General features: G+C 64.5%; 19 protein-coding genes and 1 tRNA gene. 4 read left to right on the top strand and 16 right to left on the bottom strand.

Annotated features, from left to right (window positions below; genetic code table 11):
- Positions 1–35 precede the first annotated feature (35 nt).
- From AC0IYU_RS17855 to AC0IYU_RS17845, 3 genes are all read right to left on the bottom strand, one after another.
- Positions 36–677: a DUF6806 family protein gene (locus tag AC0IYU_RS17855; protein ID WP_435483601.1), complete on the bottom strand. Its 642-nt coding sequence runs from the start codon at positions 675–677 to the stop codon at positions 36–38.
- Positions 678–697: 20 nt separating this feature from the next.
- A tRNA-Leu gene (locus tag AC0IYU_RS17850) sits at positions 698–789 on the bottom strand.
- A 247-nt stretch (positions 790–1,036) separates the two neighbouring features.
- Complete coding sequence (locus AC0IYU_RS17845; protein ID WP_472119542.1) at positions 1,037–1,729, bottom strand: SOS response-associated peptidase; 693 nt, start codon at positions 1,727–1,729, stop codon at positions 1,037–1,039.
- A 112-nt stretch (positions 1,730–1,841) separates the two neighbouring features.
- Between AC0IYU_RS17845 and AC0IYU_RS17840 the strand changes: the two genes are divergently transcribed.
- The 4 genes from AC0IYU_RS17840 to AC0IYU_RS17825 all read left to right on the top strand — a co-directional run bounded on the left by AC0IYU_RS17840 (position 1,842) and on the right by AC0IYU_RS17825 (position 3,521).
- Positions 1,842–2,114, top strand: coding sequence for a hypothetical protein (locus tag AC0IYU_RS17840; RefSeq protein WP_472119540.1), 273 nt, complete (start codon positions 1,842–1,844; stop codon positions 2,112–2,114).
- Between the two features lie 27 nt (positions 2,115–2,141).
- Positions 2,142–2,363 (top strand): hypothetical protein, encoded by a 222-nt coding sequence (locus tag AC0IYU_RS17835; RefSeq protein WP_472119538.1) that lies wholly within the window; start codon positions 2,142–2,144, stop codon positions 2,361–2,363.
- Between the two features lie 4 nt (positions 2,364–2,367).
- Positions 2,368–2,787 carry a GNAT family N-acetyltransferase gene (locus AC0IYU_RS17830; protein ID WP_472119535.1) on the top strand — a complete coding sequence of 140 codons (420 nt, stop codon included), beginning with the start codon at positions 2,368–2,370 and terminating at the stop codon, positions 2,785–2,787.
- 404 nt (positions 2,788–3,191) lie between these two features.
- Positions 3,192–3,521: a hypothetical protein gene (locus tag AC0IYU_RS17825; protein ID WP_472119532.1), complete on the top strand. Its 330-nt coding sequence runs from the start codon at positions 3,192–3,194 to the stop codon at positions 3,519–3,521.
- Between the two features lie 147 nt (positions 3,522–3,668).
- Here the strand turns inward: AC0IYU_RS17825 and AC0IYU_RS17820 are convergent, their stop codons facing one another.
- The 13 genes from AC0IYU_RS17820 to AC0IYU_RS17760 form a co-directional block, all read right to left on the bottom strand.
- Positions 3,669–4,472 (bottom strand): TIGR04325 family methyltransferase, encoded by an 804-nt coding sequence (locus tag AC0IYU_RS17820; protein ID WP_472119528.1) that lies wholly within the window; start codon positions 4,470–4,472, stop codon positions 3,669–3,671.
- A gap of 221 nt (positions 4,473–4,693) precedes the next feature.
- Positions 4,694–5,251, bottom strand: coding sequence for a hypothetical protein (locus tag AC0IYU_RS17815; protein WP_472119525.1), 558 nt, complete (start codon positions 5,249–5,251; stop codon positions 4,694–4,696).
- 2 nt (positions 5,252–5,253) lie between these two features.
- On the bottom strand, positions 5,254–5,907 hold the full coding sequence (locus AC0IYU_RS17810; protein ID WP_472119522.1) for a glycoside hydrolase family 19 protein: 654 nt from the start codon (positions 5,905–5,907) through the stop codon (positions 5,254–5,256).
- A 178-nt stretch (positions 5,908–6,085) separates the two neighbouring features.
- A complete protein-coding gene (locus AC0IYU_RS17805; RefSeq protein ID WP_472119520.1) occupies positions 6,086–6,547 on the bottom strand; it encodes a hypothetical protein in 462 nt (153 codons plus the stop codon).
- Complete coding sequence (locus tag AC0IYU_RS17800) at positions 6,534–6,929, bottom strand: hypothetical protein (protein ID WP_472119517.1); 396 nt, start codon at positions 6,927–6,929, stop codon at positions 6,534–6,536. The genes AC0IYU_RS17805 and AC0IYU_RS17800 overlap by 14 nt, the downstream gene beginning before the upstream one ends.
- 11 nt (positions 6,930–6,940) lie before the next feature.
- Entirely contained in the window at positions 6,941–7,354 is a 414-nt protein-coding gene (locus AC0IYU_RS17795) for a hypothetical protein (protein ID WP_472119514.1), read from the bottom strand.
- A gap of 3 nt (positions 7,355–7,357) precedes the next feature.
- Complete coding sequence (locus AC0IYU_RS17790; RefSeq protein ID WP_472119511.1) at positions 7,358–8,221, bottom strand: hypothetical protein; 864 nt, start codon at positions 8,219–8,221, stop codon at positions 7,358–7,360.
- A gap of 1 nt (position 8,222) precedes the next feature.
- A complete protein-coding gene (locus tag AC0IYU_RS17785; protein ID WP_472119508.1) occupies positions 8,223–11,261 on the bottom strand; it encodes a phage tail protein in 3,039 nt (1,012 codons plus the stop codon).
- Positions 11,261–11,716: a DUF6950 family protein gene (locus AC0IYU_RS17780; protein WP_472119506.1), complete on the bottom strand. Its 456-nt coding sequence runs from the start codon at positions 11,714–11,716 to the stop codon at positions 11,261–11,263. Before AC0IYU_RS17780 ends, AC0IYU_RS17785 begins: the two co-directional genes overlap by 1 nt.
- On the bottom strand, positions 11,680–12,258 hold the full coding sequence (locus AC0IYU_RS17775) for a hypothetical protein (protein WP_472119503.1): 579 nt from the start codon (positions 12,256–12,258) through the stop codon (positions 11,680–11,682). The genes AC0IYU_RS17780 and AC0IYU_RS17775 overlap by 37 nt, the downstream gene beginning before the upstream one ends.
- On the bottom strand, positions 12,255–12,851 hold the full coding sequence (locus tag AC0IYU_RS17770) for a hypothetical protein (protein ID WP_472119500.1): 597 nt from the start codon (positions 12,849–12,851) through the stop codon (positions 12,255–12,257). Before AC0IYU_RS17770 ends, AC0IYU_RS17775 begins: the two co-directional genes overlap by 4 nt.
- On the bottom strand, positions 12,848–15,703 hold the full coding sequence (locus tag AC0IYU_RS17765; RefSeq protein ID WP_472119497.1) for a phage tail tape measure protein: 2,856 nt from the start codon (positions 15,701–15,703) through the stop codon (positions 12,848–12,850). The genes AC0IYU_RS17770 and AC0IYU_RS17765 overlap by 4 nt, the downstream gene beginning before the upstream one ends.
- Positions 15,700–15,966 (bottom strand): hypothetical protein, encoded by a 267-nt coding sequence (locus AC0IYU_RS17760; protein ID WP_472119494.1) that lies wholly within the window; start codon positions 15,964–15,966, stop codon positions 15,700–15,702. Before AC0IYU_RS17760 ends, AC0IYU_RS17765 begins: the two co-directional genes overlap by 4 nt.
- Positions 15,967–15,991 lie beyond the last annotated feature (25 nt).

Raw genomic sequence — 15,991 nt, 5'->3', positions numbered from 1 at the left:
GGCCTAAGAGGGCCTGGAAGGCCCGCGCGGGCCGGTCAGTGCAGGTGACGCGGGCGACGACCGCCGCCATGGCCACCACCACTGCCGCCGCTGCCGGGGCCGCCTGTGCCGCGGGGGCGCTTGCCGATCTCGAGCGAGTTCACGAGTGCGTCGAAACGGTCGCTGAAGAGGCGGTCGATCTCGGACACCACACCACCCAGCTCGGCGCCGTCGAAGTGGCGCTCCATGAGGTTGATGACGTCTTCCACCAACAGGTCGCGCTGCACCTGCATGATCGCGGCCGGGTTGGGGCCGACGAACAGCATCAGGAAGTCGTCGCGCGACTCTTCGTCGGGGTCGCCCTCTTCCTCGTCGAAGTCGGTGTCGTAGAAGGTGACCTCGATGGCCGCGCCACGGTCGGAAAGCTCGTTCAGTGCCATGCACATCTCGTCGAGCGCCTGACGAAAATCTTCGTCGCCCGGCACGGTCCAGCAGATCTGCAGCGTGTGGTCCTTTTGCTCGAAGCGGATGCCCGGCTCTTCTTCGTAGGTGCTCGTGGCACCGTCGGCCAGCGACTTCGCGCCGGCGTACGCCCACAGGGGCTTGAGCGCCTCCTGGATCTGGTCGAAGCTCACGTCCGAACGCAGCGGCACATCGCCGTGCACGTGGATTTCAAATGGAGCGTTGTAGCGAGGCATCGAGTGCTCCCATGTAAGTTTGGTACCCGGAACGGGGGTCGAACCCGTATGCCCCGATCAAGGAAGCGGCGGATTTTAAGTCCGATGTGTATACCAATTTCACCATCCGGGCGTCAGGTTGAACATCGACGATAACCCAAACAAAACAAGCCCCGGCAACGTCGGTTGGCGGGGCTTGAAGGACAGGTCGAATCTTGTTGAACGAGAAGGTGGAGGCGCGACCCGGAGTCGAACCGGGCTAGACGGATTTGCAATCGGAACCAGTCCAATCACATCAACGAGTTAGCGTGCGGCTACCCAAAACACTCTTCTGCTCCGCCTATCCACCCTCGCCTGGGTCTCGTCGTTGCAAGACACAATTATCGCGTACTTGGCTCCAACACCGGGATCGGCCCCGCGTCGAACTCTTCGACCAGCGCGAGCTTGAGCAACTGCTTCGCCTCCTCCACCGTGCCGGCCAGCCAGAGGTCGACGTCGCCGAACTCGATAGGGATGACGCTGCGCTTGTCCTGCTTGTCGGGCGCCAACTTCGGGTCGGGCTTGTGCATCCGGTTCATCAACGGGTGCTCATCGGCGTTCAGCGTGAGCATCGTGTAGCTCTCGTGCACCTCCCCCGTCGTCCTGTCGGTCCAGGTGTTCCATAGGCCGGCCAGGCCCCACGGCGTGCCGTCTGCGCGGCGGAATTGCCACCACTGATTTCTCCGGCTCTCCCAGTTCGGCTCGTCGAAGCTGGAAGCCGGAATGATGCAGCGCTGACCACGCTTCCAGGGGTCTTTGTAGCTGGCCTTCTGCTCGAGTTCCTCGCTTCGCGCGTTGTTCGTCGGGAACTTGAGTTTCGGCTCCTTGGCGAACCAAGGGATCAGGCCCCACTGCCCGATGACCAGCTCGCGCTCGTAGCCGGTCTCATCCTTCGCGCGGCGGATGAACGGCGCCTGTGACCGCGGGAACACCGTCAACGGGCCCTGCAGCGGGTTGCGCCGGCTGCGCCGCTCGTCGATGCGCCAGAAGCGCTCCGCTTCCGCCGTCTCTGGGGAGATGTATCGGTTGCACATCGGCGAATTCTGCGCTCAAAAATAACTGTATGCTTGTACAGTGTTTTTAGCCCATGTAACCCCCCTGATGCGACTTGGCCTGCGCTTGAGGCCTGGAGAGCGTGATTCGCCGTTGCGCGTAACCGTCGTGATCCGCGAGTCCGACCGCGAAAAAAACAACTCCAACCGCAATCTGGTTGAGGTGATGCTCTTCGAGCACTGGGGCGTCCCACAGGGGCGCTCTGCCGGGAGGATTTCCGACCCGGTGGTGCTGCCGTACAAAGGTCCCGGCTTCCTGCTGGCGGGGACCGAGCTTTGCTCAGACTCCATCGACGGAGAAAGCAGGACGCTTGAGCACCGTCAGGTCTGGCACGTCGTGCCGGCGGGGCGTCTGGAGGATGACTAGACACCCACCCAAACGACAATGGAACCCATGAGCCAACCTGACTTTTTCAACGACCAGACCACCATCCTCCGCGCGCCGTCATGGCTCGGGCAGGACGTGCACGAGGAGCGCGAGTTGCCGCACACGCCAGGCGACTACAAGGTCACGCCCGGCGAGCGCTGGACGGTTACTTCGCTGAAGACCAACGAGGTCGTCTACGACGGCATCGGGCCGGTCGAGATCCTGCGCGATCGCGTGCGCGGAGCGTAGGTCAATGCAGGTTCGCAAGGCATTTTCCGACGATATACCGGCTATACGCGAATGCGATGTTTATGCGGCTTCGAGCCGTGATCGGGCGCAATTCATTGCCACATCCGTGGAGCAACAACGCTGTTTTGTCGCAACCGACGACGGTCGAATCGTCGGCTACGTCGTGCTCACGCATGACTTTTTTGACCATGGCTTTGTAGCTTTGGTGGTCGTGTCACCTGCGCATCGGCGCCAGGGAGTAGGACTGTGGCTTTTTTCGGCTGCCGAGGCAGCGTGCAAAACGCGCAAGCTCTTCACATCCACAAACCATTCCAACCTTGCATCCCAACAGCTCATTTTGAAGGCAGGCTTTCAACGTAGCGGCATCGTTGAAAACCTTGACGACGGCGACCCAGAGCTCGTCTACGTTAAATTCCTTCACTGACACGAGCGGTGCCCGGCGCAGATAGGGCTGACCCGTTCCCCATCAAGAGGCAACTGCTGGCGACCGAGATCAGCCCTTCGGCGGGACGTGCTTCGAGTGCAGTTCGACTACCTTCTTCCGCCACAAGATCACTCGCGCTTCAAAATCATCGACTCGGGCTTGGAGGTGTACGCCGTGGACGTCGTATTCGGCCGGTCCCGGCAATATTTCGAGAAGCGGATAAGGGGGGACCTTGATGCCTAGCGCGCGCAACTCTTCGATCAAGCTGAAAACCTGTTGCATCGATCAAGAATATGTCCCTTACGGTCCCGTGAAGGTCAGACGGAATCCTCAGATCATTGCCGTGCGCGAGCACACGTAGCGTGCCGCGTGCAATTGTAATAAGAAGTACATATACTTCAAGCATGAACCATTTCGTCACCAGCGGGGGACGGCTGCTCTCGGTGGAGATAGAGGGCAGTCGCCCAACCTTGCAAGACACAATGGTTGCAGCCGACCTCTATTTGCGCTCGCTGGAGGAGTGCTTCTCCGATACTGAGCAACTGGTGTCGTGCTTCGAGGCTTGGGCGGAGGACGCCCTCCGCGGACCGGGCGCGCTTTCCGGCGAGGCCTTAGCCCGCTGCAAGCTATGGAAAAAAGCGCATGCGATTGCGCATCAAGCAGCCAGCACTTGGCTGAGTGATCCGGCTCACCAATCGTTTCGACTCCTGCATCGGCTTTCGCACGGCAGTTGAGCTTTCCGGAACAAGGGTTTCACCCAGTCTTAAGCTCAGTTCAAAAAAATAGAGTCGCCGCCGAGGTGCCGCTCGGGCTTGCGGCGGCTTGCCGCGGAATTGAGCACCGTGTTCGTACTGATGCCTAATTTTCGTCCGAGCAGCATCTCACCCACCCTGGCCCTGGCCGTTTGAGGTCTCCCCTGCCGCCAAGTCGAAGCAGCAACCCGCGTAGTAGGGCTTGTCGCCGCCGCTCACGAAGGGCACCTCGATCGGCTTGCCCTCGTTGCGCCACACGTCCCGCTTCTTGTAGCCGGAGCGTGCCAGGTCGGCGAGCAGCTCGTCGTGGTGCTGAATGCGGTAGGGGCACACGGCCACGCCGATGCTGTTGAGCGTGAAGATCGTGCGCTCCGGGTGCACGGCCGTGGTGTTCATGATGATCCGCCTGGGCTTCGTGGGCAGCGAGGAAAGAATCGCGTCCATGCGCACGGGCAGGTACTGCAGGCTGCCGGAGGCATACAACACATCGCAGCCGCTCGCGTCGCGGTAGTCGGTGGTGAAGTCGAGCTGCGCGGTGGCCTGGCGCTTTAGGGCCATAGCGCGGCCGCTCTCGACCACGCCGGGCACATCGCACACGGTCCACCGCAGGGTGTCGGGATAGCTCAGCACGCGGCGGAAGGCGTAGTACTTGATGCCGACGTGGCCGCCCAGGTCGAAGATGCGCGTTAGGCCCGCATCGATGGAGCGGCTCAGCCAGAACAGGCTCGGGTAATCGTAAAAATAAATCTGGGGGCTGTAGAGCTCGCCCACGTCTGCGTTGGCGTAGCCCACGGCCTTGGAGGGCGGCGCGCCGGCCTCGGCTGCCGCGAAGCTCTCGAACGATCCCATGAACAGGTTCTCGTCCGTGTTGTCCAGGAACTTGCGCCTGTAGGCACTTTCGCTGGGTGGGAACCGCAGAAAGCTAGAGAGCATTTTTGGTCTCCGGTGGCGCCTTGATTTTGAGCGCGACCGAAGCATTCGAGGCCTAAAGCCATGCGCCTCTGGGGCAGTTACCCCGCAGGGGTTACTTACCGCTGGCCAGTGCGGCCGCCGCCGGCACGGGCCACCTCCAACAGCCGAAAGCCGCAGTACGGGCCTACTCGACACGTCCCGCGAGCGCAGCGCGTTCACGAGATCCGGGCCTTGCAGATGGACTACTTCGTCGACTGCTCGGCGATCTTGCGCACCGAGTCGCCCGCTCGCCGCGAGCCAGCCGACGAACCGAGCCAGTAGTTGCAGACCTGTCCAAAGGAGATCGTCAGGGCACCAAACAAGTTGTTCAGCAGCCCCGCGGTGCGTTCATCCCAAGTGCGTTCTACCCAGAACAGCAACGCGACCACAATGAAGAACCCCGCCACGATGATGGTCGAAATCACCGGCGCCGCCCACGCGATCGCGGATTGCTCCTTCGCCAAGTCGACCGTCTGCTGACGTGCGCTCTTGGTGTCATCGATGGCGGTGGCCTGGCTGGCTTGATCGATCTTCGCCATCTCCACCTGGAAGGACTGCTCGGCCGCCTTGAGCGCGACGATCTGCTCGCCCGTAAGGCTGCCGCTGCCCAGCGCTGTCGCCACGTCCTGCTCTGAGGCGTCGGGACGCCCTAGCACTTCGTCGGCGATGACCTTCACCGCGGCGCCGGCGAGCGGGCCGCCCAAGGCGGTGGCCAGGCCGGGGGCGATTGCGCCGACAGTCGCTTTCCAATCGAAGTCCATGGTCATGCCTCCAGCGCGGCGCGTGCCTTGGTGGTGAGGGCCTGCACTTCAGCCAGGCCGAGGGCTCCGCCGTTCACGCGCTTGCGGATGCTGGTGGTCTCACCGAGCATCGCGTCGGGAATGCGGTCCTCCCACCAGGCGATGAAGGCATCCAGCGCGAACCGCGGCTGACTGAGCAGGTCGGGGATGCCGACGAGGTTCTGGCCGATCAGATCGCCGACGCGCGCGTAGTTGGCAAGGCCCGTGATCTGGCCAGGACTGCGGCCTCGATACGTCCAGCCGTCGTTGGGGCCGACATTCCCGAGGTTCTTGCGCCCCCACTCACCGCCGTAGACGATGTTCGCGATCGCACGCTGGTCGGCGGTCTGCTTGCCCGGAATGCGGCCGTACTGCAGCGCCTGCGCCGGCGTGATGCGATGCGCGCCGAAGACCGCGACGAGCCTGTCGGCAGCGTAGTCGAGGCTTTCCTCCATCCGCTCGAGCATCATCGACTCGTGCAGGATGGTCGGAAGGAAGTCGACCAGTTCGATGTCGCCCTTGCTGAATGTGCTGCCCTTGATCTCATCGGCGAAGACGTCAGCCCAGCGCTGTGCGGTGGCCAGCTTCACGCCACAGCTCGAGAGGATCTGCAGCCATTGCTGTGCAGTGCGTTTCATTATTGGTCTCCTGAAGGTGCCCCCGCGCACTGCGCGTACAGGCGAATGACAACGGCGTAGTGATTCGCCCGTTCCTCTGCGCCGGCGCGCGCCGACAATTCCGGCAGCGGCGGGCATTTGCGCTCGGGAATGGGCTGGGCGGCACAGCCGGCGAGGAGCAGCGCCAGGACGACGCTCCTCATCTGCGCTCCCCTTGCCCGATGCGCTCGTTAGCGCGCCGGATCTCGCGGTTGACGACCTCGGGCTGCACCGCCACCGACGGGGCCGGCGTCTGCTTCGTGACGGCAGCCGCCTTCGCCGCAGTGGTCACGGCAGCGCGTGCCGCGCGGTCTGCCTTCGACGCGGCCGCGTCGACCTTGTCGACGACGTCGCCCACCGTGTTGGCGGCTGCATCCACCTTGGTGGCAGCTTTCGCTGTCCTGTCCGCCGTGGCATCGAGGCGTTTGGTGAGCGCCTCGATCGTCAAGCCGTATGCGCCCTGCAGCCGGGCGATCTCCTGAACATGGTTTGCACGCTCGACCTGTACGGCGGCGTAGTAGCCGAGTGCCATGCCGCCTCCGGCCAGGCCGCCGAGGACCATCAGGGACTCGAAGGCGCGCCGCATGATCGTGAACTTGGGCTTGGCATCAGGGTTTTGCACTGGCGCCTCCTTCCATGGTTGCGACCTTCTGGCGCAGCTGCTCCAGCTGCTGCTGTGTAGCGGCGAGCTGAGCGGTGAGCGCCTCGACCTGGCCCGACAGCTTCCACACCTGCTGCATGGCGTCGTTGCGCTCTTTCGCAAAGCTGTCGGCGCGTGCTTCCGCGGTGAGTCGCGCCTCGCGCTCGGCGTCGGCACGCAGCTTCTCGTTGCCGGCGATTTCCTTCCAGGAGTTGATGGCGCCGATCGTTCCCTCGGCATTGGCTCCTGCGACGGCATCGGCGTTCTTCTGCCGGAAGAGATACCAGCCGCCGGCGAGCGCCATCGCAACGGCCGGCCCGAGGTACTCCTTCGCCAGGCCGAAGATCTTGAGGAAATCTTCCATCGTCTGTGCGCTTACGCCGGCAACACCAGGTCGGGCAGCATGGCAAGGAGCTCGTCGAGCGTCGGCTCGGTGACATTGCCGGCCTTCACCTGGGCCAGCACCTCGTAGCACTTCGCATAGACCAGATCCATCCAGGTGCCAAAGACCACGCCCTCCGCATGGAACGGACTGGCCGGTAGCGCAGCACGCAGCGCTGCCGAAAGGATGCTGTCGTAGCCCTTGGCGCGCGCGGCGTCGTTCAGGTGTGCGTGGACGGCTGCGAGCATGGCCGCCGCGCGCTGCTCGAGCGTCGGGCCCGCCGGTGACGCTGGTTCGTTGCCTTCGGAAACCCACGCGAGAAAGGCTTGATAGGCGGTGTTTTCCGGGTCCACGAAGATGGTTTCGCCGTCATCGCGCACGATGCGATCTGGAAATTGCGTGTACATGTGTTAGATCTCCGCGGAAGCAGAAGTGACGTTGTCGACGACGTAGGAATCTCCGGCCGCCGAGGCGGTAAGTTCACAGCGAAAGCCTCGGGGAGATCCGGCGACGTAATTGAAGGCCGCAGCATTGACGGCAGATCCGGCGGTGAACGTTGCGACGTTGGGCGTCGCGCGCATCAGCACGGGCAGATTGACCTGTGAGGAAGTGGCTTGACCTGGTGCGTTCGCCTGAAAGCGAGCTCCCGTGTAAACCAGCTGGAAGTAGCGGCGGCAAAGCAGCTCTTCGAAGGTAAGCGGGCGACGCTCGTAAGGCGTGGGCACGAGGCCGGGCTCGTGCTGCACGCGAGACAGCGTGCCGATGCCGAACTCGACGGACAGGTTCGCGTTGGGCGTGACCCCGCTTGCGGTCACGCCACTGGCCGCAAACGCACCGGCGCCGATCTTCCCTTGGGCAGTGCCGAACCACGACATGACATAGTCGCCGCCCTCGATCATGTTGCCCTCGATCGGCTGCACGAGCGACCCGGCAGTGATGGTGATGACGATGTCAGCGCCGGAAGCGGCGAACGTATAGCTGCAGCCTGCTGCTCCGGCCTTCCAACCGTCGTGCCCATAGACGCCAGCGGCGAGCACAACCGCTCCAGCTTTGGCCCGCTGGTTGACGAGGAAATTCGGATTGCGCGCGCGATTGCGAAAGCTGATGACTGGCCCCATGCCGAGGGCCAGACGTGCCTCTGCGGGCGTGCCAGCGCCGTTTCCCAGCACGCCGGTGAGCCAGTCCCAGAGCTTGCCGAAGCCAACGCGGGCCTGCCCGCTGGAGGGCACGGGATACGCGCCGGAGATTTCAATTCTTGCGGGAGGTGCGGGCATATCAATATCCTTTCAAAGTGATGTCGGCGGTGGCGCCAGAAACTGCGGTGTGTGTGGAGTCGAAAGCCCGGACCACTGCCGTGAGCGGCGAGATCTTGGTGATCTCGACCGTGCGCGCGCCGCTGCCGTTGGCCTGCAACGTGGCCTGAATGGTCTTGATCGAAGTGAAGTTCTTCGACCACGGAATGACGGTGCCAGCGGCGCTGATCGCGAGGTTGGGGATCTCTTCCTCGATGTCGGGGGCGTCGACGGTCACGATGAGCTGCTCGAGCACGCCCTGCGTTGCGCCGGCGCCAAGGCGAACGCGGAACTGGTAGACATCGTTCGCGACGACGATCTGACCTGGCCAGGGCTGCCATTCGCCAGGCGGCAGATAGAACGAGGCGTCGTCGTCGACGTTGTAGAAAGAGGAAGCGTCGGGCCCATAGAACGAGCCAGGGCCGGAGAGCCGATAGTCGATCTTCAGATCGATGCCCAAGGTGTCGGCAACGATCGTCATCACTGAGCCTGCAAGCGCGGCATTGAGCGAGACCTCAGGGCTCACGTAGGTCATCTCGGCATAGGCGCTGGCTTTATAGAACGGGTCGTTGTCTTGCCCGTAGAAGCTCTGGTCGTCGGTGCCGTAGAAGGAGTCGAGATCGTCCGCCGTGGGCTTTCCTGCGACCAAGGTCCAGCCGGCCTGTTCACCCGCGGCAAAGGGCCAGCCGAGCGCGCCGAAGTCCCACGCTTCAACGATGTTCGCGATGGGCGGGTCACCCAGATTCATCACGATGTCGGCAGTTTTCAGCGATTCGTTGCCGCTGGTGTCCAAAGCCTTGCCCATGATGGTGACGACGCCGCCGGGCCGCCTGACCAGGTCATAGGGGATCTCGGTGATCACGCCATCGTGCAAGGGAGTCGCGCTGCCCCAGTCGAGGTTGCTTCCGTAGTGAAAACGAAAGATGAAGCCCGCCAGGTCGGGCACGCGCCGCGGAAGTGACCACGAGAGCACGCTGCCGGCGATCGCAAGGTTCTCCATGTTGGGCGGCGGCTCGGTCTTGCCGATGACGCGGTGCATCGCGCTCGGGCCCCAGTCGCTGGCGGTCAGACTGTTGCGCGTGCGCAGGCGCAAGAGGATCAACGACAGGTCGGCCACCCCCGTGAACTTCAGTTCCGTTGCGTCGCCAGGTGCGCTATAGCGAACCCATGCCCCATCTGGAAGCACACGCACGTCGAGGTCGACGTATCCCCCACTGAGGATGGATTGATCGGCGATCGGCGCCCAGGTGACACGCACACCGTTGACGACGGTGCCGTCGCTCTGGATGACGAGCTCGCCCTCCCCGCTGCTGATCGACAGCATCACCGGCGGATGAATGTCCCAGGGCTTCGGTAGCCCGCTGTTCGATGCATAGCCGTCGGGTCGAAAGCCTGCGCCCCACGTGAAGATCGCAGCCGTCGTTTCCTTCAGCGTGAGCAGCACAGCCCCCTGCCGCGAGAAGGCCCGGCCCACGATCCGGAATTCCTTCGCCGTCCAACCCACGAGCGGCCAGGTCAGCGTCACGCCGTCGAACAGCTCGAGCGGGTATGCGGAGAACTTGAAGGGCAGCGTGACCGTGAGCGGGTCGCGGCCGTCGCGCAACATGATGCCGGCGATGTGATACGCCTGACCGGCATAGAACACCGCCGGCATGACGACTTCCTGCGAGAGTTCCGCACCGTCGTCGGCGATCAGCGTGGCGATCCTCAAGGGCGTGATCGTTGTCTGGACATAGTTCGCGGCTTGATCCCAGATCCGGGGCACGATCGTGTTGATCTTTTCGTTGCGCGGCCGATGCGGGTTGATCGTGATCGGGCTTTGCGCGACGGAGCCGTCGTTGCCGCGTTGGACCACGGCGAGATCCGCTTCGGTGAGATGCATCACAGGCAGTTGGTAGACGCCTGCACGCACGAAGAACTCGCCAGCGGCTGGGGCCCATTCGCCGCCCATGGCCTGCGCCAGGTCGTCCAGCACGTCGCGCGCAGCTGTTCCGAAGGGGAAGACACCGGAGGCCCGGAACATCGGCACGACGACGCCCGGGATGTAGTCGATCGCGGTGTCGCATGCGTTGGCGGCCGCGATGATTCGCGTGTCCTCCTGCGGCGTGAAGCCCGTACGCTTGCCGAAGTGCGGGTGCTGCATGACGTGGCGCATCAGCAGCGCAGGGTTCTCGGAAAACTGCGTCGGCCCGGTGCGCGTGTCCAGCACCTTGGCGCCGCGCATCTGCACGGTGACTGCAGGGATGCCCGAGGGCAGCGCGCCGTCGTTGTAGGCGAACTGGCAGACCAGGTAGGCAATGCCGTCCGCTCGGTGATCCGGTGTCCAGATGCCGGGCAGCATGGCCACGAGTCCGGCGTCGGCCTGCTGGCCGGAAGCACCGAGGTGCCACCGGATGTTCACGAAGGAATTGAACCCCGCGTACTCGTAATCGATGTAGAACGCCCAGCCAGGCATCGTCTCGGTGATGGTCACTTCCCGCCCATCGACAGTGCATGCCACCTCGTACCCGAGCGTTCCGCCCGTCCAGGCCGTCGCCTTCACCGAGCCGGGCAGCGGGTCGTAGTCGAGGGTGACGCTCATGTCATTGAGCGGAATGTGCTTCTGAGCGCTGAGCGTGGCCGACTGCCCGTAAGGCGCCGTGGTCACCCGCCCCGCGTCGTCGAGGTCCACCGGCTGGGCATTGAGGTAAACCTGCTCGATGCCGTCGACCTCGTGCGCAGCGACCGCGACACACATGATGAACAGCTCCTTGAACTGCCCCACGCTGGTCTTGAAGAAGACGTGGCCACCTTTGCGCACGCGGCCGAGCACGAGCTCGCGCGGCGCGACCGTGCTGGGTACATTCGCCAGGCGGTCCACCTGGGCGGCGTCGAACTGCGCGCGTGCGGTGCGCTCCGCTTTGCGCTTCTGGTAGCTGGAAAGCGCCAAGGTCCCGACGAGCGAGACCGCATAGATCGCGACGGTCGCGGCAGTCCCAATGGCTGCAGCACCCCCTAGAGCGGCGACGATTGCTGTGGGCACTAGATCTTCCAGGCCGCGATCGCGGCGTCCATGCCAAGGGCGACCATGCCCACCGGGCCCGGCGCCATCACGTTGGCGCCATTGCAGATGCCGAGCATTTCTCGCCCGGCATTCATCACCAGCACCACGTCACCGACGCCAGCCAAGCGCGGGGACACAGGCTCCCCCAGGTGGACGGCCGCCAACGCCTTCAGGCCGCCCGCCTTGTCGATGCGACGCAGCACGCGACGCAGCGCCTTTCTGGGTGCGCCAGGTGCGGCACCGTATGGCTCGAACGACGCCATCGGGTTCGTGCCGGTGGTCGCTTCGACAGCCGCGGCCGCGAAGACGCAGCAGTCGTTCGAACCCCAGGAAAACGGCATGTGAGCTCGCGCCTTGCCGAAATCGGAGAACCGGGTTTGCCAGTCGGTTTTTCTCATCAGCGCATCGCTATGAAGAGTTGCTTGGTAGGCCACACGATCGGCACGTCCTGCTGAGGAATGACGTATTCGAACGCGCGGTCAGTGGGATGAAGCGACCGCTGATCGGCATCGCTGGTCGTCAGCGCGTTGCCGCGCAGAAGGTCGACGGCCCAGCATTCGGCCGCGACCGCGATGGCGCAGGTCTTGCCGTCCGCCTTGATGGACATCGTGTCCATGCGACCGAGCCAATCGAGCGGTGCGTCGAGCAGCAGGCCGTCAGCGTTGAATATGGCCAAGCGGATCGACAGCAGCGTCCCCTGCACGATGTCGGCGTCATCCAGAGCCAGCGCGAGGTACTCCGGCGGCGCGCCAGACAGCTCGAGCTGGATGCCCTTGATCTCCCCGGGCGAGTCATCGATCGTGGAGATCGAGCCGAGGCCTGACGCGCCGCGATAGACGATGCCCTCGTACTCGATGTCGATGTTCGACGTGCAAAGCGCCACAGGGAACCCGGGGAACTGCATGTAGACGAGCTGTGCCACGCCGAGCACGGAAGCGCGCAGTGCGTCGGCCGCGGGAGCGAGCAGCGTCCTCATCCGATCGCCTCGACAAAGTCAAAGGACACCTCGGGTGAATAGCCAGGGATGTATTGCACCTGGGACCCCGAGACCAGCCGGAATCGCGCTGTGGGCCGGTACCAGACGATCGGGGTGTCCTTCGGAGCTCCGACGCGGGAGCGGTTCACGAGAAACACGTTCATGTACCCTGCACCGTTGGCGACGACGTCGTCACGCACCTGGAACAGCTGGCCAGCGCAGCCGAGCATGTCGCCGGCGAGCAGTGAGGCGCCCGGTGCGGCGGTGATCGGGAGGTTCGGGTCGCGCGCGAACAGCGGCGCGGCGAGCACCGGGTTGCCTCGAAGGCTCCCCTCGGGAACCTCACGCACGAGGTGATAGATCGACACGGTGTTCGTCTGGCCGCGCAGAGACGCGATGAACGCTTCGACGCGCGCCGCGAGGTCGTACTCGCTGTTGGGCAGCGACACACTGAGTTCCCACCGGTCGTTGCCCATGTCGACGACCTGCTCGCTGCCGCCATCCGGCGCTGCGAAAGCTCGCTGATTCGTAGCCAGGCGAAGGGAGAAAGAAGCCGGGTCTTCGAAGAAGTCCGGGAAGGCGATATCGCTCATGATCCCAACGACCCCCCGTAGCGCTGATTGCGTTCCAGTGCGCCCGCGCCGCGCTGTTCTGACAAGGCGATCGCGTCCATGACCATGCGCTTCGACGCGATGTCGCCCACCAGGAACTGGAAGACCTTGGGTTCCTTGCCTTTCGCGCTCGAGGTGTTGTCCGCGGCCCGGACGATCGCCTCGCCCTTGTGGATCCGCGCGACCATGTCGTTCGGGACGAAGTCGGTGCCTACCGCGAACCCGGGCGCCGTCCCGAATGCACCGGTCAGGCTCAGCAGGTTGTCCAGCGAGTCGCCTGGCATCGTGTTGGCCACACCGGTCAGCAGGCCCAGGGAACCGAGCCCGCCAAGCCCGCCGATCGCGGAGTTACCGCCCAGCGAGCCGGCTGCGCTGGTGGCCGCAGTGGCGAGCGCCTGGAGCGCTGTCGTCACGAGCGTGGTGCCGGTGGTCAGCGAGGCAGTGAATGCCCCGGTGGCCGTCGCTGCGCTGGTGTCGCCGAGGCCCTTGGCCGCGCCGAACAGGCCGCTCGACTGCAGGTACTGGGCGGCAGGGCCCAGGATGTCCTGGCGCACGATCTGGCGCACGCCCTGCGTGGCCAGGGTCTTGAGCAGATCTCCGCCGTTCAGCTTGCCCGTGGTGAAGAAAGACGTAAGCGCGTCCTCTGCCCCCTTGAAAGCGCCCGTGAACGCCTCCTCGGTGCTCTTGGCCACGTTCTTGACGTCGTCGAGGTAGTTCTGCAGCGCCGAGCTGGCGCCGTTGGTCCAGTCGGCACGCTTCGCGTCGAGCTCAGCGTAATAGTCGGCGTTGAGCTTGAGCGCCTCGTCGAGGCCCTCCTTGATCTTCTCGACCTCGGCCTTGTAGTCGTCCGAGCCGAGCATGCCCTTCTTCGCTGCGTTGACGGTCAGACCCGCCTGCAGGTTCTGGAACTCCTTGTAGATCGACTGCGTGCTCTGCAGCCGTTCGGCCGCCTGGCTGCCCAGGCCGAACACGCTCAGCTGCCGGTCGTACTGCTCGCTGCGCCCCTTCGCCGCCTCGCTGATCCGGATGTTCGTGGCCTCGATCAGGTCCTTGAATTCCTTGGCCGACTGCAGCTGCTTCTTTTCCTCGTCGGCCGCGGCTTTCTTCGTGGCCAGCTGCTTCTCGAGTGCGACATTGACGTCAAGCTGCGCGCGGATCGCGGTCTGGGCGTTGACCAGGCTCTTCTGCTCTGCCGTCAGCTGGTCCTTGCCCTTGAGGTCGGTGATCAGCTGGTTGAACTTGGCGCGCTGGCCTTCGGCGTCGGTGAGCTTCTCTGCGGTTTCGAGCTGGGCCGACGTCGCGGCGCCCTGCTGGCGCAGCTGCTCGAGCATCTTGGTGCCGGCGTCATCGGAGAAGGCCTTGCCCTTCGCACCCTTCGGGCCCGCGAACTCCTTGCGGATGGCGTCCTCGCCGGCCTTGATGGCGTCGGCGGAGAGCAGCGCGCTGTTGGGGTTGACCTTGCGGATCGCCTCGAGGCCGGTGCGGTACTTCTCCAGCTCGCGCGTGACGGCAGACACGCCCTTGGCCTTGTCCTGCCACTTGTTGATCGAGTCGGTGGCGGCGATCGCGCTTTCCTGATCCTGCGCCCGCTGCCCTTCCATCTGTGCATTGGTCGCAGCTCGCTCGAGCTGGCGGGCCAACTGGGCCTGCTTAGCTCTCGCCTCCTGCAGCTTGCCGGGGTCGCTGCCGTTGGTCGACAGGTAGTCGACCAGGCGCGTCTGATCCTTGAGTTGCTCCGCCGTCGTTGCGGCGCGGCCGATACTGCCAACACCCGAGGCGATGAGCTCCCACATGTTCTTCGCCGCCTTGCCGGTCTCCGACAGCGCGCGCGAAAGAATGCCGGCCTGGGACTGCACGTCCTTCATGCGGCTGATCGAACTGGAGGCGTAGGCGCTCTCCGCGATGGCGGCCGCCTGCTGCTTCTGGCCCTGTTCCTCGAGCGACTTGATGCGCTCGTAGGTGGCCTGCGTGAGGTAGTGCAGCGACTCGTTCAGCTTGGCCGAGGCCTTGGTCGGCTCGTCGGCCAGCTTGACGAAGTTCTCGACGGTTTCCTTGATCGCGATGCCGGCGACCTGGTTCAAGGCCACCGCGGCCTGTGCGGCCTGGCCGAGTCCGTCGCCGGCGATGCGGCCGGATCCGGCAAGTGCTGTCAGGGCATCTGCCGCCTGCCCAGCGCTGCCGACGTTCGAGGAAACCTGCGCTGTGAGCTCCTGCAGGCGGCTGGTGGTCACGCCGGCGAAATTGCCGGCCGTCACGATCGCCTTGTTGAACTCGGAGTTGCGCTCCGACGCCTGGTAGTAGGCGAACGCCAGTGCCGCGACGGCCGCGGCCCCGACCGTCAAGGGGCTGATCAGGCCGGCGATGTACCCGCCGAGCGCACGGGCTGCAGGGCCCGCTCCGCCGAACATGTCCTTGAGCTGGCCACCCTGCTGCAGGAACACCGTCAGCGGAGCCTGGCCGCCCTGCAGGCTGGTCACGATGTCGGTGAACTGCGCCGGCACACCGCGAAGGGCGTTGGCGGTCTGCGCGGCCGATACGCCGAGCCTCGCCGTGCCCTGCTCTGCGGCCCGCATGCGCGCGATGAAGGGCTCCGCGGCCGCAGCAACCCCTAGCTGCTGTGCCTGGAAGGCAGCGATCTCCGAGCGGGTCTTGCCGAGCTGGTCGGCCTGGCGTTGCAGGGAGTCGATGAAGCCCTTGCCCGAGGCCGAGAGCTTTGAACCTGCCGCATCGGCCTGCGTGCTGACACTCTGCAGGCCGGTCTTGACGGAATTGAACGCGGGACCCGTCGCGTCGGTCCCGTTGATCACTACATTGGCTGCGCCGATATCGCTCATCTAAACCGCCTGTTCAATTGCGCAATCTGCTCGGCCAGCGGCAGCTCGGCGACCGCGCCTTTCGGCTCTGGCCACGCGTCGAGACTCATCAGGTCCCCGAAACCCCAACCGCCGCGGCCACGCGGTGCCGTGACGCCGCAGGCGGTCAGCACCGTCGCTCGCGACTGGGCATGTCTGATGCGCTCGACTTCCGGCAACAGTTCCTCGTGCGACATGTAGACAAACCACTCTGCGAACTCCTCGGCGCTGATGCGCCGACCCAACTCCTCGACCGTGCAACCCAGCCGA

The organism is Variovorax sp. AC103 (genome assembly GCF_979254005.1).
This window is presented reverse-complemented; position numbering and strand designations above follow the sequence as displayed.